The sequence below is a fragment of the Zhihengliuella halotolerans genome (assembly GCF_004217565.1).
In the GTDB taxonomy this organism is placed as follows: domain Bacteria; phylum Actinomycetota; class Actinomycetes; order Actinomycetales; family Micrococcaceae; genus Zhihengliuella; species Zhihengliuella halotolerans.
In genome coordinates, this window is the sequence record NZ_SHLA01000001.1 from 2,054,976 (window position 1) to 2,077,339 (window position 22,364).

The 22,364-nt window shown below is 70.1% G+C and carries 18 protein-coding genes; 5 read left to right on the plus strand and 13 right to left on the minus strand.

What is annotated here, in order from left to right; all coding sequences use genetic code 11:
• Window positions 1-38 precede the first annotated feature (38 nt).
• The 3 genes from EV380_RS09350 to EV380_RS09360 all read right to left on the minus strand — a co-directional run bounded on the left by EV380_RS09350 (window position 39) and on the right by EV380_RS09360 (window position 6,034).
• The gene (locus EV380_RS09350; RefSeq protein ID WP_130450924.1) at window positions 39-1,805 is read right to left on the minus strand and encodes a BCCT family transporter; all 1,767 of its coding nucleotides are present in this window, start codon (window positions 1,803-1,805) and stop codon (window positions 39-41) included.
• Window positions 1,806-1,939: 134 nt separating this feature from the next.
• Window positions 1,940-4,093, minus strand: coding sequence for a phenylacetic acid degradation bifunctional protein PaaZ (paaZ, locus tag EV380_RS09355; RefSeq protein WP_130450926.1), 2,154 nt, complete (start codon window positions 4,091-4,093; stop codon window positions 1,940-1,942).
• Window positions 4,094-4,255: 162 nt separating this feature from the next.
• Entirely contained in the window at window positions 4,256-6,034 is a 1,779-nt protein-coding gene (locus tag EV380_RS09360) for a carbohydrate-binding module family 20 domain-containing protein (protein WP_242607565.1), read from the minus strand.
• Window positions 6,035-6,376: 342 nt separating this feature from the next.
• Here EV380_RS09360 and EV380_RS09365 point away from each other — a divergent pair, with 342 nt between their 5' ends.
• On the plus strand, window positions 6,377-7,228 hold the full coding sequence (locus tag EV380_RS09365; protein ID WP_130450928.1) for a serine protein kinase RIO: 852 nt from the start codon (window positions 6,377-6,379) through the stop codon (window positions 7,226-7,228).
• Window positions 7,229-7,242: 14 nt separating this feature from the next.
• Here the strand turns inward: EV380_RS09365 and EV380_RS09370 are convergent, their stop codons facing one another.
• Window positions 7,243-7,872, minus strand: coding sequence for a TetR/AcrR family transcriptional regulator (locus EV380_RS09370; RefSeq protein WP_165391923.1), 630 nt, complete (start codon window positions 7,870-7,872; stop codon window positions 7,243-7,245).
• Between the two features lie 167 nt (window positions 7,873-8,039).
• Between EV380_RS09370 and EV380_RS09375 the strand changes: the two genes are divergently transcribed.
• Together EV380_RS09375 and EV380_RS09380 are read left to right on the plus strand one after the other, a co-directional pair.
• Window positions 8,040-9,371, plus strand: coding sequence for an MFS transporter (locus tag EV380_RS09375; RefSeq protein WP_130450932.1), 1,332 nt, complete (start codon window positions 8,040-8,042; stop codon window positions 9,369-9,371).
• A 117-nt stretch (window positions 9,372-9,488) separates the two neighbouring features.
• Entirely contained in the window at window positions 9,489-10,046 is a 558-nt protein-coding gene (locus EV380_RS09380) for a cysteine hydrolase family protein (protein WP_130450934.1), read from the plus strand.
• A gap of 16 nt (window positions 10,047-10,062) precedes the next feature.
• On the opposite strand, the gene EV380_RS09385 is transcribed toward EV380_RS09380, so the two are convergent.
• Entirely contained in the window at window positions 10,063-11,043 is a 981-nt protein-coding gene (locus tag EV380_RS09385; RefSeq protein WP_130450936.1) for a cation diffusion facilitator family transporter, read from the minus strand.
• On the minus strand, window positions 11,040-11,576 hold the full coding sequence (locus EV380_RS09390) for a transporter substrate-binding domain-containing protein (protein WP_130450938.1): 537 nt from the start codon (window positions 11,574-11,576) through the stop codon (window positions 11,040-11,042). Before EV380_RS09390 ends, EV380_RS09385 begins: the two co-directional genes overlap by 4 nt.
• Before the next feature lie 269 nt (window positions 11,577-11,845).
• Here EV380_RS09390 and EV380_RS09395 point away from each other — a divergent pair, with 269 nt between their 5' ends.
• A complete protein-coding gene (locus EV380_RS09395; RefSeq protein ID WP_130450940.1) occupies window positions 11,846-13,480 on the plus strand; it encodes an amidohydrolase in 1,635 nt (544 codons plus the stop codon).
• Between the two features lie 67 nt (window positions 13,481-13,547).
• Here the strand turns inward: EV380_RS09395 and EV380_RS09400 are convergent, their stop codons facing one another.
• The 3 genes from EV380_RS09400 to EV380_RS09410 are packed head-to-tail and all read right to left on the minus strand — an operon-like array spanning window position 13,548 to window position 17,844.
• Window positions 13,548-15,275 (minus strand): amidase, encoded by a 1,728-nt coding sequence (locus EV380_RS09400; protein ID WP_130450945.1) that lies wholly within the window; start codon window positions 15,273-15,275, stop codon window positions 13,548-13,550.
• 11 nt (window positions 15,276-15,286) lie between these two features.
• Window positions 15,287-16,333, minus strand: coding sequence for an agmatine deiminase family protein (locus EV380_RS09405; RefSeq protein ID WP_130450946.1), 1,047 nt, complete (start codon window positions 16,331-16,333; stop codon window positions 15,287-15,289).
• The gene (locus EV380_RS09410) at window positions 16,330-17,844 is read right to left on the minus strand and encodes a purine-cytosine permease family protein (protein ID WP_130450947.1); all 1,515 of its coding nucleotides are present in this window, start codon (window positions 17,842-17,844) and stop codon (window positions 16,330-16,332) included. The genes EV380_RS09405 and EV380_RS09410 overlap by 4 nt, the downstream gene beginning before the upstream one ends.
• 82 nt (window positions 17,845-17,926) lie before the next feature.
• Here EV380_RS09410 and EV380_RS09415 point away from each other — a divergent pair, with 82 nt between their 5' ends.
• Complete coding sequence (locus tag EV380_RS09415) at window positions 17,927-18,556, plus strand: TetR/AcrR family transcriptional regulator (RefSeq protein ID WP_130450948.1); 630 nt, start codon at window positions 17,927-17,929, stop codon at window positions 18,554-18,556.
• 12 nt (window positions 18,557-18,568) lie between these two features.
• On the opposite strand, the gene EV380_RS09420 is transcribed toward EV380_RS09415, so the two are convergent.
• The 4 genes from EV380_RS09420 to EV380_RS09435 are packed head-to-tail and all read right to left on the minus strand — an operon-like array spanning window position 18,569 to window position 22,346.
• Window positions 18,569-19,696 (minus strand): Gfo/Idh/MocA family protein, encoded by a 1,128-nt coding sequence (locus EV380_RS09420; RefSeq protein WP_242607566.1) that lies wholly within the window; start codon window positions 19,694-19,696, stop codon window positions 18,569-18,571.
• Window positions 19,693-20,481, minus strand: a complete 789-nt coding sequence (locus EV380_RS09425) for a ThuA domain-containing protein (protein WP_130450949.1) — start codon at window positions 20,479-20,481, stop codon at window positions 19,693-19,695. Before EV380_RS09425 ends, EV380_RS09420 begins: the two co-directional genes overlap by 4 nt.
• Window positions 20,482-20,532: 51 nt before the next feature.
• Window positions 20,533-21,387, minus strand: coding sequence for a carbohydrate ABC transporter permease (locus EV380_RS09430; protein ID WP_102157309.1), 855 nt, complete (start codon window positions 21,385-21,387; stop codon window positions 20,533-20,535).
• A 14-nt stretch (window positions 21,388-21,401) separates the two neighbouring features.
• Window positions 21,402-22,346, minus strand: coding sequence for a carbohydrate ABC transporter permease (locus tag EV380_RS09435; RefSeq protein ID WP_423219023.1), 945 nt, complete (start codon window positions 22,344-22,346; stop codon window positions 21,402-21,404).
• Window positions 22,347-22,364: the final 18 nt, after the last annotated feature.

Genomic DNA, 22,364 nt, shown 5'->3' on the forward strand with positions numbered 1-22,364 from the left:
GGCCCCGGCACGATCCGTCGTGCCGGGGCCGGCTCGTCTCACTTGTCGTCCGCGGCACCCCGCCCGCCCGTGCCGGCCGGCGCTTCATCCGCGATGCCCGCGTCATCCGCGTCCGCAGGCGACTCGACCGGGTCGTCCGAGTACTCGGGTTCGGTGCCCGGAACAGGCTCGGGGACCATCACCGCGTCCTCCACGGTTCCGGCACGACGGCGGCGCAGCCACTCCTCCGGCGGCAGGACGCGCAGCCACCGGCGGGTCCGCAGCGGAGGCAGCTCGCCGGCGTCCTCCTTCAACGCCCGGAGCATGTTGGCCATCATCAGGAAGCCGAGCACGAAGAACGGCAAGCCGACCACGGTGATGAAATCCTGCAGGACCGACAGTCCCTCGTCGCCGGAGGCGATCAGCAGGGCCGCGGCCACCAGGCCCACCGAGAACGTCCAGAAGACGCGCTGCTTGGTGGGTGCCGGATCTTCGTGACCGTTGGTCATGGTATCGAGAACCAGGCCGGCCGAGTCCATGGAGGTGATGAAGAAGACCGCCACCAGGACGATGCCCACGAACGAGGTGAGCGTGGCGAGCGGGAAGTTCGTCAGGAACTCGAACATCGCGCCGGGGATGTCCCCTTGGTCGACGACGCGCTCCACCAGCCCGCCGTCGCCGTTCATCTCGATATCGAACACGCCCATGCCGAAGATGCCGAACCACACGATCGTGAAGAGCGTGGGCAGGCCGAGCACACCGGTGATGAACTGCCGGATGGTGCGGCCCTTGGAGATCTTGGCGATGAAGATGCCAACGAACGGCGACCAGGTGATGGTCCAGGCCCAGTAGAAGACCGTCCAGCTGCCCTGCCAGCCCGTGTCGTGGAAGGTGTCGTTCCAGAACATGAGCTCCGGCAGCATGAAGAGGTACGTGCCCGCGCTCTCGACGGTGCCCTTGATCATCACCAGGGTCGGGCCCGTGATGAGGACGAACAGCAGCAGGCCGATCGCGACCAGGATGTTGGTGTTGGACAGGACCTTGATGCCCCGGTTCAGGCCCGCCGCCACCGATAGGATGGCCACGCCCGTGACGACGCCGATGATGATGAGCTGGGCGCCGGCCGACTCGCTGATGCCCAGCAGGTCGGAGAGGCCGGCGTTGATCTGCAGCGTACCGAGACCGATCGAGACCGCCACGCCCAGCACCGTGCCGACGATCGCGATGACGTCGATGGCCCGCCCGATCGGCCCGTGGATCTTCTCACCGAGGAACGGCTGGAACATCGAGCTGACCCGAGGCGGCAGGCGCCGCTTGTGGATGAAGTACGCGAAGGCCAGACCGGGGAGGGTGAAGATCGTCCACGTGTGCAGACCGAAGTGGTAGAGCGTGAAACCCATCGCCTCCTGCGCGGCTTCGATGCTCGACGGCTCGACGCCGGCCCGCGGCGGGTTCGCAAAATGATTGACCGGCTCCGCGACCGCCCAGAACATCAGGATCGTTCCGATGCCGGCCGCGAACAGCATGGCGAACCACGCCTTGTCCGAGTGCTCCGGCCCCTCGTCCTCTTCGCTGAGTCTGACCCGCCCCCAGCGGCTGATCGCCAGATAGATCAGGAAGAGGAGAAAGACCGAGACACCGAATATGTAGAACCAACCGAGGTTGGTCAGCAGCCAGGTGGAAGCGGCACCGAAGGCGTCACCCATCGGCTCCACGAACGCAATGGTGAGCGCCGCGAAGACCACGACGATTCCGGCTGAAACGAAGAAGAGGAAGGAGCTCGTCTGCAGCCCCCACCGCTTGGCCAATCTTGACAGCGCAGTCATGCTGGACACCTCAGATATCGGTCGTCAGAACTCTGGTCCCTAGCCAACCTAGCGAGATCCGGGTCTCATCTCCACCTGAAACTGCGAAAGCGGCGCCGGTTCCCAAAGGGACCCGGCGCCGCTCGACTCGTCGGTCAGGCCCAGTTCTTGTAGGTCGTGTCTTCCTTCTCGACGAGGGTCAGGACGTCGTAGTTCGCGACGATCTCCCCGTCCTGGTTGTGCAGGACCGCGTCCCACGCGACCTCACCGTATTCGTCGGTGACACGCGGGGTGATCTTCTTCGCGGTCAACGTCACGCGCACCGAGTCGCCGGCGGCCACCGGGGTGATGAACCGCAGGTTCTCGAGCCCGTAGTTGGCGAGCACGGGCCCCGGCGCCGGCTCGACGAACAGCCCGGCCGCCCACGAGACGAGCAGGTAGCCGTGCGCGACCTGGCCGGGGAAGAACGGGTTGGCCTCGGCCGCCTTCGCGTCGGTGTGCGCGTAGAAGGTATCCCCGGTCGTCTCGGCGAAGGCGAGGATGTCCTCCAGGTCCACCCGGCGCAGGTCGGAGGCGAACGCGTCGCCGACGCGCAGCTCGGCGAGCGATTTGCGGAACGGGTGCGTGTTGGAAGGATCGGCGCCGAATGCCTCGCTGCCGGCGATCACGCGGTCGGCGCCCGCGTGCCAGACGCCGGTCACCGCGGTGAGTAGGTTGGGTGAGCCCTGCAGGGCCGTGCGCTGCATGTGGTGCTTGACGGAGCGGATGCCGCCGAGCTCCTCGCCGCCGCCGGCGCGACCGGGGCCGCCGTGCACGAGGTGCGGAACGGGCGAGCCGTGCCCCGTCGAGGAACGGGCGGTCTCGCGGTTGAGAATGTGCACGCGGCCGTGGTGACCGGCGATGCCCACCGTCAGCGCGCGGGCCGTCTCCGGGTCGTTGGTGCAGACGGTCGCGACGAGCGAGCCGGCGCCGCGAGCGGCGAGGCGGACGGCGTCGTTCACGTCCTCGTAGCCGAGGACGCTCGTCACGGGGCCGAAGGCCTCCTGCGAGTGCACGGCCTCGGCGTCGACGTCGTCCCACGTCAGCACCAGGGGCGACATGAAGGCACCGGCGGGCACGACGGCGTCGTCCCCACCCGCGGTGCGGACGACGGGGGCGTCGAGGGTCCCGTAAGCGAGTTCGCCGCCGGCGGCGAGCATGGCCTCGACCGCGCCGCGCACGTCCCGGAGCTGGTCGAGCGAGGCGAGGGCACCCATCGTGGTTCCTTCTCCGCGCGGGTCGCCGACCACGACGCGCTGGGCGATGCGCGCCGAGACCGCGTCGACGACGGCCTGCTCGCGGCCCTTCGGGACGATGGTTCGGCGGATGGCCGTGCACTTCTGGCCGGCCTTGACAGTCATCTCCGTGACCACCGCCTTGACGAACGCGTCGAACTCGGGGGTGCCGGGCTCGGCGTCCGGGCCCAGAATCGCAGCGTTGAGCGAGTCGGTCTCGGCGGTGAAGCGGACGCCGCCGTCGATCACGTTCGGGTGGGACTTCAGGCTGTTGGCCGTGCTCGCCGAGCCGGTGAAGGAGAGCATGTCGCGGTAGTCCATGACGTCCAGCAGCTCGCGGGCCGAACCGGAGATGAGCTGGAGGGAGCCGGCGGGCAGGATGCCGGAGTCGACCATGAGGCGCACGCAGGCCTCGGTGAGGTGGCCGGTCGGGGTTGCGGGCTTGACGATCGTCGGGACGCCCGCGATGAAGGCCGGGGCGAACTTCTCGAGCATGCCCCAGACGGGGAAATTGAACGCGTTGATCTGGGCGGCGACGCCCGGGATGCGCGTGTAGACGTGGGTGCCGACGAAGGAGCCGTCCTTGGACAGCGGCTCGGCGGGGCCGTCGAGGACGACGTTGGAGTTCGGCAGCTCGCGGCGCCCCTTCGAGCTGAAGGTGAACAGCACGCCGATGCCGCCGTCGATGTCGACCATGGAGTCGATCTTGGTCGCGCCCGTGCCGAAGGAGACCTCATAGAGCTGCTGGCGGCGCTCGTTGAGGAACATCGCGAGCTCTTTGAGCTTGAGCGCCCGCTCGTGCAGCGTCAGCTTCCCGAGCTCCTCCTGGCCCGTTCCGCGAGCGTGCGCCACCATGGCCGCCAGGTCCAGGCCCTGCGAACCGAAGCGGGCCACCGGCTCACCGGTGTTGGCGTCGAGCACGTCGGTGGTGCGACTGTCGTCCGAGGGGGTCCACCACGCGTCCTCCACGTAGCTGGGGACGATCGGGGCTCGGCGGGCGGCGGGGGGCGCCTCGTGGGCCGTCTGGGTTGTCATCGGCGACAATTCCTTCCTGAACGATCGGTCAGTAATCAACACCCAGAGTAGCAGGGATCACACGATCGGCCCAGCCTCCGCGCACCCGCACCGGGCGCGACGAGGCCGCGCCGACCCCGATCCTCCCGGGGCCGGCGCGGCCTCGTCACACCTCGGGGCGGATCAGTCGCGCCAGGTGTCGCTCAGCTCGAGCGACCCGTCGGGACCGACCGTCGCCACCCGGTTGCCGCCGGACTCCCAAACCGCGGTGCCGTCGTCGTACTTGACGTACTTGTACTCGAACGCGGTCCCGGCCGGCAGGTCCACCGTTCCGGTCCAGCGCGGGTAGTCCGAGGCGGAGAGCACGACGCCGGCGGCCGGGTCCCAGCTGCCGAGCGCGCCGTGGTTGCCGACGACGCGCACGTCCTGGCCCCAGGTGGTCTCGGCGCGCACCGAGACGCTCACGTCCCCGGCCTCGTCATCGTCCCCGTCGCCGGGAACGGGCGTCGACCCGGCAGGCGCGCCGACGTGCAGGGAGAGCGCACCGTACGCGGGCAGGGTCGCGGTGAAGGTGCCGTCGGAGGCGACGGTCACGGTCTGGGTGCAGTCGCCGGAGGCGATGACGTCGCAGTAGTCGCCGGCGGGCAGGTCGCTCGAGTAGGTCCGGCTGACCTCGTGGCCGTTGTTGTTGATGGCGACGTATCCCTTGTCGCCGCGGCCGTAGGCGATGTGGTTGCCGCCGTCGTCCCACCAGCGCGTGACCTCGGCGTCGCCGACCGTGTTGTTGAAGCCGACCATGCCCTGGATCTCGTGCCAGCGCTGCTCGCAGGTCCAGGCACCGGAGTCGCACTCGGCGTCGTCAACGGATGCGGCGGTGGCACCGGGCGCACCGGAGTCGAAGTCGGAGAATTCGTAGCCGGAGTAGACCGTCGGGGATCCGTAGGGCCAGGAGAGCATGAACGTGTTCGCGAGCGTGTACTTGGCGCCCCACTGGTAGCTCATCGATTCGCCGTTGCGCTCGGTGTCATGGTTGGAGACGAAGACGCCGGCCCGGTCGGAGGGGAGCTTGTTGTCGCCGATGTAGCGCAGGTTCGCGATCCGGGCGTCGAAGTCGTGCTCGAGCTGACGGGCGTAGTCGAACTCGTGGGAGTCGCCGCTGCCGAGGTACTCGTCCTCGGTGATGGGTTCGCCGGCGGCGCCGATGACCTCGTGCACCCAGTAGACGTCGGAGTTGACCATGCGGGACTTGATGGCCTCGAGGTCCGCCGCGGGAACGTGCTTGGAGGCGTCGATACGGAAACCCGCGACGCCGAGGGAGACCAGGTCGTCGAGGTAGTCGGCGATCTTCTGCTGCACGTATCCGCTCGAGGTGCGCAGGTCCTGCAAGCCGACGAGCCGGCAGTTCTGCACCTCCCAGCGGTCCGAGTAGTCGCTGATGTTCTCACGGCAGTCGTTGAAGTCCTGGGCGGAGTAGTCGGGGAAGTCGTCCTCCGCATACCAGGACCCGGCCGTGCCGTAGCCCGACTGCCCGGCTCCCGTGGTGTGGTTGATCACCGCGTCCGCGATGACCTCGACGCCGACACCGTTGCAGGTCTGGACCATGTTCGCGAACTCGGCGCGCGTGCCGAGCTTGGACTCGACCTGGTAGCTCACCGGCTGGTAGGAGGTCCACCACGTGTCGCCCTGGATGTGCTCGGCGGGCGGTGAGACTTGGACGTAGCCGAAGCCCGCGTCGCCGATCGTCGACGCACATTCGGCCGCCACCGAGTCCCACGTCCACTGGAAGAGATTCAACACGACGCCGCGGCCGTTGTTGTCCGGAGTCGCGGCCGACGCCGGCGCGCCGCCACCGAGCAGCCCCGCCGCCACCGCGCCGACGGCTCCGGCGGCGGCCAGCGCCCTGAACATCCGGCCGCGCGACGGCCCGCCCTTCCCGCGTCTGGACAGTTGAACTTCACTCATAGATTCAGCTCCCTTGCTTGGATCTCCGCCCGCCCGGCAGTCCCGGAGGGCGACGCCACCACCGCAACACCATTGACGATATGTGACCTGAGACACGACTGTAAGCGTTTACCTACATCTTGTCCACACCTCACAGGTCTATAAATTCTCCGAGATCCCTTAATTTAGGGGACTCGTGTCGCCCGACCAGCGGTACCGGCTGGGCGCTGTTTTCATTAAATGCGCAAACGTTTTCATCATTTTCATGCGAATCTTCGCACCCGCCCCGCGACCTGTGCCGCGCATCGTGCGCACCATGAAAGTCATTGACTTAAGCCAATCAGTCGTGGTGCACTGAGCAGGATGACTCACTCACGCACCCTCCCCGACCGGCCCGCCGGCTGGAACATGCTCGACGATGCGCTCGAACCCGACCAACGCTTTTCCACGTGGCCCGATGTCGAGAAACTCCAGCGCGGCCCCGAGCCGTACCCCGACTTCGTCATCGAGGACGCGGCCGCCATCGACACCGAACTCGGCGTCCTGAAGACGGGCAAGGAGGCCGACGTCTTCTTGCTCGAGCGCGCCACCCCGCGCCAGTCGGCGCTGCTGGCGGCGAAACGCTTCCGGGACCCGAAGCACCGCAACTTCCGCCGGGCCGCGATCTACAACGAGGGCCGCGCCGTCAAGCGCTCCCGCGACGCCCGCGCACTCAAGGCCGGCTCGACCTACGGACGCAGCGTCGAGGCCGGCCGGTGGGCCGCCTCGGAATGGAACTACCTGCGCATGGCCTTCGAGGCCGGGGTTCCGGTTCCCTATCCAGTCCAATGGAGCGGGCTGGAGATCCTCATGGAGTTCATCGCCGACCCGAGCTCACCTGAGGCGGCAGCCCCGCGACTGCATCAGATCCGCCCGGGCCCCGAGCTGGCCGTCTACCTCTGGGAGCAACTCGTCGACGCGATGCGCCGACTCGCCGGAATGGGCTTCGCGCACGGCGACCTCTCCCCCTACAACGTGCTGGTCGCCGGCGAGCGCCTGGTGGTCATCGACCTGCCGCAGCTGGTGGATCTGGCAGGAAACCAGCAGGGCGTTGAACTGCTGGCACGCGACTGCCAGAACGTGCACGCATGGTTCTCAGCCCACGGCCTGCCCGCGACAGCGCCGCTGGCCGACCCGGACGAACTCCTCGCCGACCTCCTGGGCCACGCCTGGTAGGGGGCGACGCCGAGCTACGCGTGCGCAGTGTGCGCGGCGAGCCGCTCGCGCAGCCCCGCCATGAGCATGCCGAGTCCGATCTCGAAGGCCTGATCGTTCCGCTCGCGGCCGCGCGGGCCGGCGTCGAGTAGGCGACCGAGGGTCACCGTGGGCCCCGACGGCTCCCAGACGGCGTCCGGGGCCGCGTAGTCGAGCCCGGATCCGAGGGCGAAGGCGTCGAGCAGCTGCACGACGACGAGCACCTCGGACTCGGGGAAGCCGGCGCGCACGAGCTGGGTCGCTTTGAGGTCGTAGGCGTGAATCACACCCTCGTCGCGGACGGTGCTCGTGGCGATGAGCGGGAGCACGTGCGGGTGCTCGGTGTACATGCGGCGCTCTGCCCGGAGCATCGCCTCGACGACCTCGTCCCACCCGACCTCCTCGTCGGCCTCGTCGACGTCGACCAGGTAGTGGGCCGCGAGGCGGCCGCGGACGAGTTCGACGATGCCGTCGATCCCGTCGACGTGGTTGTAGAGCGACGGCGGTTTCACGCCGAGACGTCGGGCCACCGCATTGAGCCCGAACGGATGGCCGGAGTCGATGAGCGCCACGGCGGCGTCCGCGATCGCCTCGGGTGAGAGTCGTGCCTGCACCGGCCTGCCCATGCTCCTGCTCCTGTCGTCCCGCCACGACCCTGATTGCGCGTCGTGCCCTCCCACGCTACCCGCCGGTCGGTGCGGTGTGACGGACAACGCCACGAAAGAAGGGGTTTTCATTTTCGGTGACGTGCGTCATACTCGTAAAAACTAACGGCATTAGTTACGGAGATCTCATGAGCACCGCCACGACCGACCCGCGCCTCCCGATGCGCCCGGGCACCACATCCGCGACCTTCCTGATCGGCATCGCCGGCTACCTGGGCGTGAACCTCTCGCCCTACATGATCTCGGCCCTAGAGGACGCGGCAGGGCTCGAATTCCTGGCCGCCGGCTGGACCGTGACGGGCGTACTGCTGCTGACCGCCGTCGTCGGGCTGTCGGTGGCCCCGCTGTGCGCCGGACCGCGCCGACACGTCGTCGCCCGGAGCGGCCTCGCGCTGGGACTGGCGGCCTTCGGCACGGCGGCTCTCGTCCCTGCGCCGGCCGTGATCATCGCCGGTCTGCTCGTCGGCGGGGCCGGGGTCGGCTGCGCGGTCGCCGCCTCGGGTGCCGCGTTCGCCGCCTTCCGCGACCCCGATCGCATCGCCGGCTTCAACGGGCTGGCGAACCGCGGCATCATCACGGTCGTCCTCGCCGTGATCCCGGTGCTCGGCATCGCGCCGATCAGCGTCTTCGGCTCACTGGCCCTGTTCTGCCTCATCGGCCTCGCCCTCTCGCGCTGGCTTCCGAAAGCCCCGACCATCGGCTCCTCGGCTGCCGCCGGCATCGCCGAGGCGGTGCCCATGCGCCAGGGCCCGGCGTCACCCGCTTCAGCGAAGACCGCCGACCGCCGCCTCCTGACCGCCGGCCTGGTGCTGCTCGTGACCTTCACCCTCTGGGCTGTCGGCGAGGACTCCCTCTGGGCGATGGCCGGCGCGGTCGGCGAGATGCAGGCCGACCTCACCCCGGCCGGGCTGGGTCTGGCACTCAGCGGCGCGACGGCGGGCGGCCTGCTGGGCTCGATCGTCCTGATGGTCATCGGCGACCGCCTCGGCCGCGCCGTCCCGCTCGTGGTGCTCCTGCTCGTCGGCGGGGCCCTCAAAGCGGCCACCGGATTCGTCGAGACCCCCACCGCGTTCATCGTCGTCTTCATCGCCTGGAATACCGTCTACGCGCTGTCCTTCATGTACTTCGTCGCCGTCGCCGCGGCCCTCTCGGCGGACGGCCGCTGGTCCGGCCCCCTCCTGGCCACCTATCTCGTCGGTTCGAGCCTCACGCCGGTCATCGGCGCCGCGATCCTCGGCGCGCTCGGCCCGGAGGGATTCACGATCACGCTCGGCTTCGTGAGCGTCGTGCTCGCCGTCCCGACGGCCGCCGTCGCCGCGCTCTCCAGCCGCATCAGCCGCAGCGCGAAAGCCGCCGCCGCCGGACAAGGTGCAGGTGACAACAGCACCGGGGACGACAGCGCTGGCACCGCCGACACCCGGGACGACGACGCGCGACTCACCTCCCAGCCGACCGTCTGAACCGGCCCTCCGCTGCTCCGGGCGGTGACGCTACCGGCGCGGGCCGGCGTACGGAATAATCCGTCTCGTCAGGTCCGCGCCAGCCGGGCACGGCCGCACGCGAGATGAGGAGAGCGAGTGGGCGCCGCCGTCGTATTCATCGACCTCCAGAACGGGTTCTTCGAGGACCCGGGCCTCGCGCGGATCCGGGAGCCGCTGGTGCGGGAGTCGAACCGCCTGGCCGCGGCCGCCCGGGACCGCGGCGCCGCACTCTTCCACGTCGTGACCGAGCACGCCCGCGACAAGTCCACGTGGACGCTGAGCATGCTGGACGACGATCAGGGCTTCAACTTCGCCGGCAGCACGCAGGCGGAACCGCTGGAGGAGCTCGATCTGGGTGACGGGCACCGGCTCGTGAAGATCCGCGACAGCGCCTTTCACGGCACGGACCTGGCCCAGCGGCTGCGGATCGGCGGGTGCACCCGGATCGCGATCGCCGGGGTCTCCGGGCAGAGCTGCATCAGCCGCACGGGCGCGGACGCCTTCGCGGAGAACCTGCGCGTCGCCTATGCGTCCGACGCGATCGGGTCCGAGGATCCCGAGCGCTGCGGCGCGTCGCTCGAGATCCTGAGCCGGGAGCTGCGCCAGCCGGTCCTCGGCACCGGCGAGCTGCTCGACTGGCTCGCCGCGGGCTGAGCCGCTGGCGCCGGGATCACTCTTCGCGCGCCGCTCCGTCGAAAAGGTAGTCCGGCAGCTCGCGCACCGGAACGACGACGACGTCGTGCGCCTTCCAGCCCGTCTCCTCGACGCTGGCCAGGGCCTCCTCCGTCTGGTCGAGGCCGACCGCGCCCCGCGGCACCACGAAGACCTCGATGTGGAAGACCATGCCCATGTCCCGGACGCGGGCCGCGGCCTCGCGCACCCACGGCAGTTGCCCCACCGCGGCTTCGATCTCCCCGATCATCGGGTCCGGCTTGCGGTTGTCGTAGGTCGTGGCGCGGGCGTCGAGCAGGCCGAGGACCGCGTTGCGGGTGTTGACGGCGCCGTCCTTGAGGATGCCCGCGGAGATGGCGAGCGCCGCCGCGTAGTCCAGCCACCACAGGCCGACGCCCACGCCCAGGACCCCGATGATGGAGGCGACGTTGGTGGTCCAGTCGGCCTTGGCCATGTCGGCATCCGCGTAGAGGAGCTTGTTGTGCAGCGGGCCGGCCGCCTTCGCCTTGAGCCGGCCGAGGATCACCGCCGGGGCGGCGATGACAGCCATCACGGCCACCATGAGCCAGCCGAGCCAGACCGTGTGGCCCAGCAGCTGGACGGTTCCGATTGCCGGATGCTCCGCTTTAAGGAGCCCCGAAGCGGACTCGTAGGCCATGATGGCGCCGACGACTGCCAGCGTGACGCCGCTGACGAGGTGCCCCACGCCGGTCGCCCGGTGGTACCCGTAGGGGTGCTTCGGGTTGCGGCGGTGCCGGGTGTACATCAGGGCGCTCAGGAAGGCGATCTGCGGGACCGCGGAGAGCAGGTCCTCCACCCAGGCGGTCTTCATGGCCTGCGAATTGCCCATGACCATGGTCACGAGCGTCACCGTGACAACCAGATAGCCCAGCGTGATCCACTCGAGTCGGACGGCGCGGGCCAGCTTGTCGCGCACGTCTTCGGGGAGCTGGTGCTGCTGGCCGGTCATCGCTCTCATCGGGCGGCTCCTGCCGCGCTGGCGTCGAGGAAGCGCTCGAGTTCGGAGGTGAAGGCGTTCTCCCCTGGCGGCACGAGCATGACGAGCTTCCGCTTCTGGCCGCCGAGGACTCGTTCCGCATAGGGTCGCGTGACGCCGGCGTCGGATTCCCAGGGGGTCTTGTCCGTCAGACCGCCGATGACCAGGTGGACGCTCCCGTCGTCGAACCGCCTCACGAGTTCCTCCTCGCCGGCGACGTAGAACTCGATTCCGGCGCCGAGCTCGTCGGCGAAGCCGCGGACCAGATCGACCTCCGACCCCGAGACCTGCTCCTCGCCGACCGCACCGCGGGGTCCGGCGGGCCCCGAGACCTCGACGAATTCCCCGTTGGGCACCGCACCGACGCGCAGCGTCCCGCCGCGGACCGAGTCGAGGGTGCCGTCCGGGTCCGCGGGGATGCTCACCCCGCAACCGCTGAGGATCAGCAGGAGGACCAGCGCGAAGAAGAGCTGCACGAACTTGTGCGGTCCGTTCGCATCCGCCCCAGTCAGCATCTGAATCTCCGCCTCCTTGCGGCCGCGGGGCCGCGCTCGGTCCACAGAAGGGCGCCGCCGCACCGGGCGTCGCTGGGACCAAGTTATGCCCGGCGCCGCCCTCGCCGCAACGGATACCGGCAGCCGGTGTCCAATTCTCAGCAACCTTCCAGCGCAAACCCCGCTCCACGGGTTCCCTTTCGGGGTGAGGTGCGCCATACTCGTAACTAATACTATTAGTTTTGGGGTAGCCACCGCGCGCTCCCCCTCCTGAACAACGCGAGGACACCATGGACCAGACCCTCTACCGCAACGCCCGGATCTTCACCGCCGAACCCGGCGCCGACGGCCCCAGCGCCCAGGCCGCACTCGTCGAGGGCGGACGCTTCGTCTTCGTCGGCGATGAGGAGGGCGCCGCAGCCCGGGCGGACGCAGCCGCCGCGACGGTCAATCTCGGCGGCCGCGTTGTCGTCCCCGGATTCATCGACGCCCACACCCACCTCCTGATGACCGGCCAGGCGCTCGGGAAGGTCGAGCTGACCTCGGCCCGGAACCTGGAGCAGATCCAGGAACGCATCACCGACGCCCGCGCCGCAGACCCCGAGGCTGCGCGGATCCTCGGCCGCGGCTGGCTCTTCGACTCCGTCCCCGGCGGCGCTCCGACGGCGGCGATGCTCGACGCCGTCGCCGACGTGCCCGTCTACCTGGATGCCAACGACCTGCACTCGTGCTGGGTCAACACCGCCGCGCTGGACGAGCTCGGCATCACCGACGAGACCCCGGACCCGATCGGCGGGCGGATCGTCCGCGACGGCGACGGGCGCGCGACCGGCCTGCTGCTTGAGACGGCCGCGTCGCAGATCGTCTGGCCACACCTCGAGACCCACACGACCGACGCCGACCGCGACGTGGCGCTGGACCGGGCGTTCGACGCCTATCTCGCCGCCGGCGTGACCGGCGCCGTCGACATGGCGTTCGGCGAGTCCGACCTGGCCGCCGTCGAACGCGCGCTCACCCGGCACGGCGGGGACCTGCCCGTGCGCCTGGCCGCGCACTGGCTCATCGACAACCACGGCGACGCCGAACGCAACAACAACCAGATCCGGCGGGCGGCGGAGCTGGCGGGGCGCGACTTCGGCGGCTCGTTCCGCGTGGTCGGGGTCAAGTTCATCTCCGACGGCGTCATCGACGCGTGCACCGCCTCGCTCGGCGCGCCCTACACGGACGGGTCGAACGCCGATCCGATCTGGCCGCTCGACGCGCTGCGGCCGGCCGTCGTCGAAGCCGACCGGCTCGGACTGCAGATCGCGGTGCACGCGATCGGCGACGCGGCGAGCTCGAACGCGATCGACGCGCTCGAGGACGCTGTCGCCGCCAACGGGGACCGCGAGCGCCGCCACCGGATCGAGCACCTCGAATACGCCGCCGAGGGCACGGCCGAGCGTCTGGCAGCCCTGGGGATCACCGCGTCGATGCAGCCGGTGCACACCGACGCGGCGGTCCGGCCGAACTGGGACGCCATGCTCGGCGCGGAGCGCGCGGCCCGGGGCTTCGCGTGGGGCGAATACGAGGACGCCGGCGCACTGCTCGCGTTCTCGACCGACGCCCCGACCGCCCCGCACGACGCGCTGGGGAACATGTACGTCGCCACGACGCGCCACTCGGCGCTCGACGCCTCCTTCGAGCCCGTCGAACCCGAGCTGGCACTGCCGCTCGCGAGCGCGATCGGCCACGCGACCCGCGACGCGGCGATCTCCGTCGGGGACGGCGGCGACCGCGGCATGATCGCCGCCGGCTACCACGCGGACTTCGCGGTCCTCGATGCGGACCCGTTCACCGACGGGCCGCAGTCGCTGCTGACCTCGCGCATCGTCTCGACCTTCGTGGGCGGGCGCGAGGTGTTCTCGGCAACCGTCAGCGCCTGAACGAACCGCGAGCCCGGAAGCCGTCATGGCTTCCGGGCTCGCTGTGCGTTGGCAGCCGGCAGGCGTGTCAGCCGAGCTCGGGCGTGCGCGGCGGAACCGTGCGGCGCTGACCCGTCGCCTCGAACGCGGCGGCCAGGGCCAGCAGTGCGTTGTCGTCGTAGGCGCGACCCGCGAACGTCAACCCGACCGGCATGCCGATGTCCGCCATCGTCCCCATCGGCACGGTCACGGTCGGGATACCCAGGTGCCGCGGGACGAGGTTGCCGTTGGCGACCCAGACGCCGTTGCGCCAGCCCGCCTCCGCGGAGGCAGGGTTCACGTCCATGTCCGCGGCGCCCACGTCGGCCACGGCGGGGAACACGACGGCGTCGAGCCCGCGGGCGTCCATCCACTTCTCGAGGTCGACGCGGCGCGTCTCCTCGAGCCCGCGCACGCCCGCCTCCAGCTCGGGGATCTGCGTCACGTCGGTCACCGGGTGCTCAGCCGCGTGCGCCGGGTAGGACGCGATGTCGTCGTCGAACCCGTGGTACCGATCCGGCAGGGCCCCGTCGGGGTGCGGGAAGATTCGCTCCCCGTCGACGTCGGCCAGGCGGTTCAGGTTCGGGTCGCCGTTCGCGCGCAGGAAGTCGTCCCAACCGAAGACGGACAGGTCGACGATCTCGCGCCGCAGGTACTCGGGGCTCACAAGCCCGCGCGTCGCGACGTTCGGCGCCCCCGGCCGGTCGCCCTCGTAGTTGGTCACCACGGGGAAGTCCACGACGACGACGGTCGCGCCCGCCGCCTCTAGGTCCGCGCGCGCGGCTTCCCAGAGGTCGATTGCACTCGCCCGGGTCTCGATCCGCTGCCCGGTGGAGCCGCCGATGCCGCGCACACCGTCGAGGCCGCGGAAGGCCGGGCCGGTGCCGGCGTCGTCGTCCTGGTTGATGTACATGGCGGGCACGCCGATGGTCTTGCCCGCCAGCGGGGCGGGACCGTCCGCGAGGACGGGGTACGAGGCGGGCCGCACGGCCGAGGCCGCCGGGATCTCGACCCACGGCTGCACGCGCCAGAAGTCGCCGCGCCTCTCGGCGTCGTCCGCGACGATGACGTCGAGGACCTCGAGCAGGTCGGCCATCGTGCGCGTGTGCGGCACCACGACGTCCATCGTCGGCACGAGTGGCCAGTTCCCGCGCACGGAGATGACCCCGCGGGAGGGAGTGTAGGCGCACAACGCGTTGTTCGACGCCGGCGCCCGCCCCGAGGACCACGTCTCCTCCCCCAGGCCGAAGGCCGCGAAGCTGGCCGCCGTGGCGGTGCCCGAGCCGTTGGACGAGCCGGAACCAAACGCGCTCGTCAGCCAGTCGGCGCTGTACGGGCTCTCGGCCCGGCCGTACACGCCGCGCTGCATGCCGCCGTTGGCCATGGGCGGCATGTTGGTCAGGCCCAGCAGGATCGCCCCGCCCGCGCGCAGCCGGCCGATCGTGAACGCGTCGCGCTGCGCGACGAGGTGCTCGAACGCCGGCGATCCCGAGGCGACGGTGAGGCCGCGCGCCATGTAGGAGTCCTTCGCGGTGTACGGGATGCCGTCCAGCGGGCCGAGCGTCTCGCCGCGGGCGCGGCGCGCGTCGGAGGCCGCGGCCTCGGCGAGCGCCTCGTCGTTGCGCACGACGACGGCGTTCAGTTCCGGGCCCGAGGCATCGAAGGCGTCGATGCGTGCGAGGTACGCCGCGACGAGTTCGACTGCGGTGACCGCGCCGGAGGCGAGGTCCGCGCGCAGCCGGGCGATCGTGGCCTCCACGACTGGATAGTGGCTCATGGTGCCCTCCTCTAGGAAGCCGCGACGCCGGTCAGGCGGGGCTGCTGCTGGGTGATGCAGTGGATAGCGCCGCCGCGGTCGATCACCGGGCGGATGGGCACGGTCACGACGCGGCGGCCTGGGTAGGCGTGGGCGAGGATCTCAGCTGCACGCGCGTCGGCGGGTCCGTCGTCGTATCCGCAGGCGATCACGCCCCCGTTGACCACCAGATGGTTCACGTACGACCAGTCGACGAATCCCTCATCGTCGCGCAATTGGGACGGGGCCGGCACGTCCACGATATCGAACGGTTTCCCGGCCGCATCGGTCTGGCCGGAGAGGAACTCGCGCAGGGTGCGGGAGGCCTCGAAGTCCGGGTGTTCCGGGTTCGTCTGGTGGTGCAGCAGCAGGCGTCCCGGCTCAGGAAGCGTGGCGACCATGTCGACGTGGCCGCGCGTGCCGAAGTCCTCGTAGTCGCGGGTCAGCCCGCGGGGCAGCCAGATCGTCTTGGTCGTGCCGATCGTGCGGGCCAGCTCCGCCTCGACGAGTTCGCGCGTCGCGTACGGATTGCGGCCCGGGTCCAGCTGCACGGTCTCGGTGATCAGGACCGTCCCGGCCCCGTCGACGTGAATCGCACCGCCCTCGTTGACGAGCAGGGAGGGCACGCGCTCGGCGCCGGCGGCCTCGGCCACGAACGCGCCGATCTTCGCCGACTTGTCCCACTCGGCCCACTCCGGGGCGCCCCAACCGTTGAAGATCCAGTCGACGGCGCCGAGCACGCCGGGGCGCTCGTCGTCGACGACGAAGGTGGGGCCGACGTCGCGCATCCAGAACTCGTCCAGCGGGGCATCGAGCAGCTCGACGTCGCCGCCGAGCAGGTTGCGCACCCGGTCCATCTCGCACGGGTCGACGACCATCGTCACGGGTTCGAACTCGGCGACGGCACGGGCCACGGCGGTCCAGGCGGCGTAGGCCTCCTCGGCCGAGGCGGCGTCGTCTCCCAGGGTGGTTCCGGGCCGCGGGAACGCCATCCAGGTGCGTTCGTGGTCGGCGGTCTCTGCGGGCATGCGCCAGCTCATGCGGCGTTCTCCATTCGGTCGGTCTCCGGCGCGGTGGCGTCGGGACGGAGGGCGGGGTTCTTGTAGGGCGCGGTGGTGCGCCAGAGGATCGCGTAGACGCCGCCGCCGATCACGGGGGCGAGGAGCGCGGAGAGGTCGGCGCCGCCGAGGGCCGCGGCGATCGGACCCACGAAGAGGGTCGAGTTCACGAGCAGCAGGGAGACGGACGTGCCGACGACCATCGCGACGACACCCGGAGTGAAGTACCCGCGGCTGTACCAGAACGCGCTTCCCCGGGACTCGTCGTTGAGCGCGACGCCGTCGTACCGGTTCCGGCGCAGGAGGATGTCGACGGCATAGATCGCCACGAGCGGGCCGAGCACGCTCACGCTCAGCTCGAGCGCAGCGTTCAGGGTGTCGAGGAAGCTGGGGGCGGCGAAGACGAGCCAGGCGCCCATCGCCGTCGCGGCCAGCCCCGTCACGACGACGGTGGTGGCGCGCGAGAGCCGCAGGCCCAGGCCCTGCGCGTAGAGGCCGGTCGAGTAGGCCACGAGCACGTTGTTCGTGATGGTGCCGAGCAGGACGACGAAGAGGAAGATCGGGGTGAACCAGCCGGGGACGATCTCGGAAATGGTCCGCTGCGGGTCCGTCATGTCGATCGCGGTGGCCGCGACGACACCGAGGGAACCGATCACGACGGCCGGGATGAAGCCGCCGAGCGCGGTCCACCAGATGACCCCGCGCCGCGGCGTGTTCGCCGGCAGGTAGCGCGAGTAGTCGGCGCCGGTGCCCCAGGACAGCGGGCCGGAGGCGACGATCGCGTAGCCCAGGGCGATGAGCGCCCAGCGTTCGCCGGCCGGCATCTCGGGAGCGGTGTAGGAGAAGTCGGCGGCGCCGAGGACGAAGAAGCCCAGGACGACGAAGGCGACCGCGAGCGCGGCCGAGAAGTAGGGGGCCAGGGCCATGATCGTGCCGTGGCCGTAAACGCTGAAGATGAAGCTCAGGAAGGCCACCACGATCAGGACGACCCACTCACCCGGCCCGGTCAGCTGCACGCCGAGCATCGGCAGCAGGGCCAGGGCCGCGAAGGTGCCGACGGCGATGTTGATGACCTCGTAGAAGAGGCCGATGAGCACGCCGAGCCCGCCGCCGAAGATGCGGTTGCCGCGGATGCCGTACATGGCGCGCATGATCGTGACGCTGGGCGCGCCCGCGGCGGGGCCGCTGACGGCCAGCCAGCCGACGACCGCCCACCACAGGTTGCCGACGACCGTGACGGCGAGCGCCTCGAGAACCGAGAGACCGAGCAGGACGAGGCCGCCGCCGATCACGAAGTAGAGGTAGAGGACGTTCGCACTCATCCAGATCCAGAACAGGGAGACGGGCGAGCCGCCGCGCTCGGACGGGGCGATGTAGTCCAGCCCGTGCGTCTCGACGTGCCCGACGCCGCCCGCGGTCGCCGCCGGGGACCGGGTTGCTGCCGGGGCCGCGGGCACCCCCTCGGGCGGTTGCGTCAGTAGTTCGTTGCTCATGCGTCAGGTCCTCGTGACTGTCGGTCGCTTATTGATCATGTGATCAACAACTGACTGTGACCTTAACTACACTGGACTCATCATGTCAAGAGCCACCAGCCGGCCGACCGGCCGCAAGCCACCCGCCCAACGCTCCGCCGAGATCGTCGACGCCGCCATCAAAATCGCCTGCGACGAGGGGCTTTCCGCCGTGAAGCTGCGCTCGGTGGCGGCCGCCGCGTCCGTCGCTCCGGGCCTCGTCGCGCACTATGTTTCGAGCATGGACGAGCTGGTCGCCACGTGCTTCGAGCGCATCACGCGCGCCGAGCTCGAGGAGGTCCGGGAGATCCTCGACTCGGCGCCGACGCCGAGCCGACGCCTTGCCCAGCTGCTCGCCACGGTCTTCGACTCCACGCGCGACGACGTCACGCTCGTCTGGGTCGAGGCGTGGACCCTGGGCCGGACCAACGAACGCCTCGCGGCCAGCGTCCGCGACGTCATGGACGCCTGGCACGCGGCCCTCGCCGAGGTGATCGCGGCCGGTGTCGCGAGCGGGGAGTTCGCCGTCGAGACGCCCGACGAGGCGGCCTGGCACCTGCTGGGGATGATCGACGGCCTCAACGCGCAGGCGCTCGTGCACTGGCGTCCCGCCACGCGCACGAGCGCCCTCAACGGCCTCGCCGAGCGCCTGCTCGGCGCACCCTCGGGAACTCTGACGAACCTCGTCGGCTGACCTTCGCGGGCGTCAGCCCGCGAACGCGCCCGCTCCCAGAGCGTCGAGCTCCGCCCGGACCGCCGGCCGCTCCTCGCGCTCACGGGCCGCAGCCAGGGACACCGCCACGACGTCGTCGATCAGCACCCGGTGCCCCGACTCGGACGAGGCGATCGCTGCCTCGACCATCGCGAGGCTGCGAACGTTCGCGGCCGCCGTCGTCCCGGGTGAGCGCCCCGTGCGCAGGCAGTCGACGAACTCGGCCAGCGCCCCGGCCGTCTCCTCGGCCCGCGGCTCGAGCACCGCGGTTTCTACTGGCGCCGGCGGCAGGTGCGCCACGGGCGCGCCGTCTCCGTCCCAGCGGGCCGTGCCGCGTTCGCCGCTCACGCGCCAACTCCCGTTCCAGCTGGTCTCCGCTCCCGGCGCGCACCAGCTGCCGGCGTAGACGAACCTGGCGCCGGAGGCGAACTCGAAGACCGCCGACGCGTTGGCGGCCCCGCGATACCAGGACCAGCCGGGGTTGTGCTCCTCGCAGTACACGGCGACGGGATCGGAGCCGATGAGCCGGCGGGCGGCGTCGAAGTGGTGGATGGCCATGTCGACGAGCAGGACGTGGTCCATCTCCTCGCGGAATCCGCCGAAGCGCGGCGCCTTGAAGAACGAGCAGTCCACGGTCCCGATCTCGCCCAGGCTCCCGACCTGCGCCACCAGGGCGTCGAGGGCGGCGAAGTAGCGGCGGGACTGGCTGATCATGAGCAGCTGCCCGGCGACGGCGGCGGACGCGGCCTGCGTGAGCGCCTCGGCGACGGTCGGCGCCGCCGGCTTCTCGCAGAGCACGGGCAGCCCGGCGAAGAGGGCCTCCTCGTTCACCGGCCGGTGGGCGACGGGCACCGTCACATTGACGACCGCCTGGGCGCCGGAGCGGGCGGCGACGTCAGCAACCGACCGGCCCATGACGACGTCGTGCGTCCCGGGGACGCCGGAGGCGGCGAGAGCATCGAGCGCCGCGCGGGCGGCGTCCAGATCGAGGTCGACGAGGCCGACGAGCTCGACGTCGGGGTTCGCCGTGATCGCGCCCAGCCAGTTCCGCCCCATGCCGCCGGCGCCGACCTGGACGACGCGGATCGGAGCTCCGCCGGGAATCGTCGCGAACGCGGTCAATTCTCCATCGCCCCCTCGTAGCCGTGGCCGTTGTAGAAGTCCTCCGCATCGTAGCGCAACAGCGTCGGCGTCTCGCGTTCGGTGCGCAGGCTCTTGGCCCACTCGACGCCGTTGGAGATCACCTTCCGCACCTCCTCCTGGTGGTAGACCGGGTAGTCCTGATCGCCCGGGCTGAAGTAGAAGATCCGCCCGTGACCGCGGCGGTAGGTCATACCCGATCGGAAAACCTCGCCGCCGGTGAACGTGGAGAGGAACACGAGCTCGTCGGGGGCCGGGACGTCGAACTGCTCGCCGTACATCTCCTGGGCGGGGATGACGAACGGGTGCGGGATGCCGCGGGCGATCGGGTGCGTGGGGTCGACGGTCCAGACGAGTTCGCGGTCGTCTTTGGAGCGCCAGCGCAGCGTGCACGTGGTGCCCATGAGCTTGGTGAAGATCTTGGACCAGTGGCCCGAGTGCAGGACGAGCAGCCCCATCCCGGCCAGGACGTGGCGGTGCACGCGCTCGACGATCTCGTCGGCGACCTCCCCGTGGGCCGCGTGCCCCCACCAGACGAGAACGTCGGTGCCGGCGAGCAGCTCCTCCGTCAGACCGTGCTCCGGATCGTCGAGGGTCACGGTGCGGACGCGGGCGCGAGCCCCGAGGTTCTCCTCGATCCCCTCCTTGATGGTGGCGTGCATGCCGTCGGGGTAGATGTCGCGCACCTTCTGCTGGACCTGCTCGTGCCGGTTCTCGCCCCAGACGACGACGTCGATCGGGGGCTCGGGTGTGGTGTTTCCGTTCATGGTGGTTACCTCGTTTCGTGGAATTCGTATGATGTGCGGCAGTCGGCGGCGCTATTTCACGGCGCCCCCGGTGGCACCGGCCGCGATGAACTTCTGAGCGAGCAGGAGCAGCACGATCGCCGGCAGCGAGGAGAGCACGGCCGTGGCCATGACGGCACCCCAGTTGGAGACCTGCGTGCCCAGATACTGGTAGATGCCGAGGGTCACGGGCCGCAGCTCGTCCGTTGTCGTCAGCGTCAGCGCGAAGAGGAAGTCGCTCCACGCGAACAGGAACGCGAACAGCGCGGCGGTGACGACGGCGTTGCGCGAGACCGGCAGGGCGATCGAGACGAACGCCCGCACGTGCCCGGCGCCGTCGACGCGCGCGGCCTCGAGGATCGACGGCGGCAGCCCCTGCATGAAGGCCCGCAGGATCAGGATCGCGAACGGGATCGAGTGCGAGGCGTCGGCGAGGATGAGCCCGAGCGTCGTGTTCAGCAGGCCGAGGGTGTTGTAGGCGGCGTAGAGGGCGTTGGCGATGACGATGCCCGGGATCATCTGCGCGATGAGGATGATCAGGAGGGCGACGTTGATCCACCGGTAGCGGAACTGCGCCAGCGCGTAGGCGGCCGGGGTGGCGATCGCGAGGGACACGACGACGGACCCGAGCGAGACGATCAGCGAGGTCACCAGGTTCGGCCCCTGATCGGCGATCGCGGTCGCGTACCCGGCGAAGCTTGGGTTGAGCGGGAAGAAGTCGGCGTTGAGGGTGTTCCCGGAGGGCTGCAGGGACGCGTTGACCATCCAGTAGACGGGGAACAGCATGACCGCCACGAAGACGGCCCCGAGGACCGTGTAGCGCAGATCCTTGCGGGAGCGCAGGGACGTGGGCCGGAAGTCGGCGCGTTGTGCGACGGGGGTTGTCATGTCGGTACTCCTTTCTAGTTGGCCGACCGGCGCGTGCTGCGGAGGTAGACGAGCGCGAAGACGAGGGAGATGACGATCAGAACGTTGCTGAAGGCGGCCCCGACGCCGAACTCGAAGTCCACGAAGGACGACTGGTAGGAGCGGATGGCGATGGTCTGGGTGGCATTCGCGGGACCGCCGTTGGTCAGGCCCAGGATGATGTCGATGACCTTGAGCGTGTAGACCACGCCGAGGATCAGCACCACCGAGATCACGCCGCGCAGGTTCGGCAGCGTGATGTGCCAGAACGCCTTCCAGCCGGTCGCGCCGTCGAGCGCTGCGGCCTCGTACTGCTCCTCGGGAATCTCCTGCAAACCCCCGTAGAGGATCGTGACGTTGAACGGGATGCCGACCCAGATGTTCACGAGGATCACCGCGGTCAGCGCCAGGTCCGGGTCGGTCAGCCAGGGCACGGCGTCCAAGCCGAGGCCGCGCAGCGCCTGGTTGAGGATGCCGCCGTCGAGCTCCATGATCGAGCGCCACGTGGCGCTCGCGACGATGAGCGGCAGGAGCCACGGCAGCAGCAGCACGGCCCGCATGAACCCGCTGAGCGGGAACTTGCGGTGGAAGAACACGGCCAGGGCCAGCCCGATCGCGAACTGCCCGGCGATCGATCCGACAGTGAAGACGGCCGTGTTCCACAGGGCCGGGACGAAGAGCTGGCTGCTCATCGCTGTGACGTAGTTGGTCAGTCCGACCCAGGGGGCCTCGCCGGTGAAGAACGTCGCGGTCGTGTAGTCCTGGAACCCCATGACCACGTTCTTCACGACGGGGTAGCCGAAGAACAGGGCCACGTAGACGGCGGCCGGGACGACGAACATGAACTTGACGACGTCGTCCCGTCGCAGCCGTCGGCGGCGGACGGGGCCGGGCGCGCCGGCGGTCGCCGCGGCGGTCGGCGCTCCCGGATGTGCTCTCACCTGAGTGTGCGTCTCACT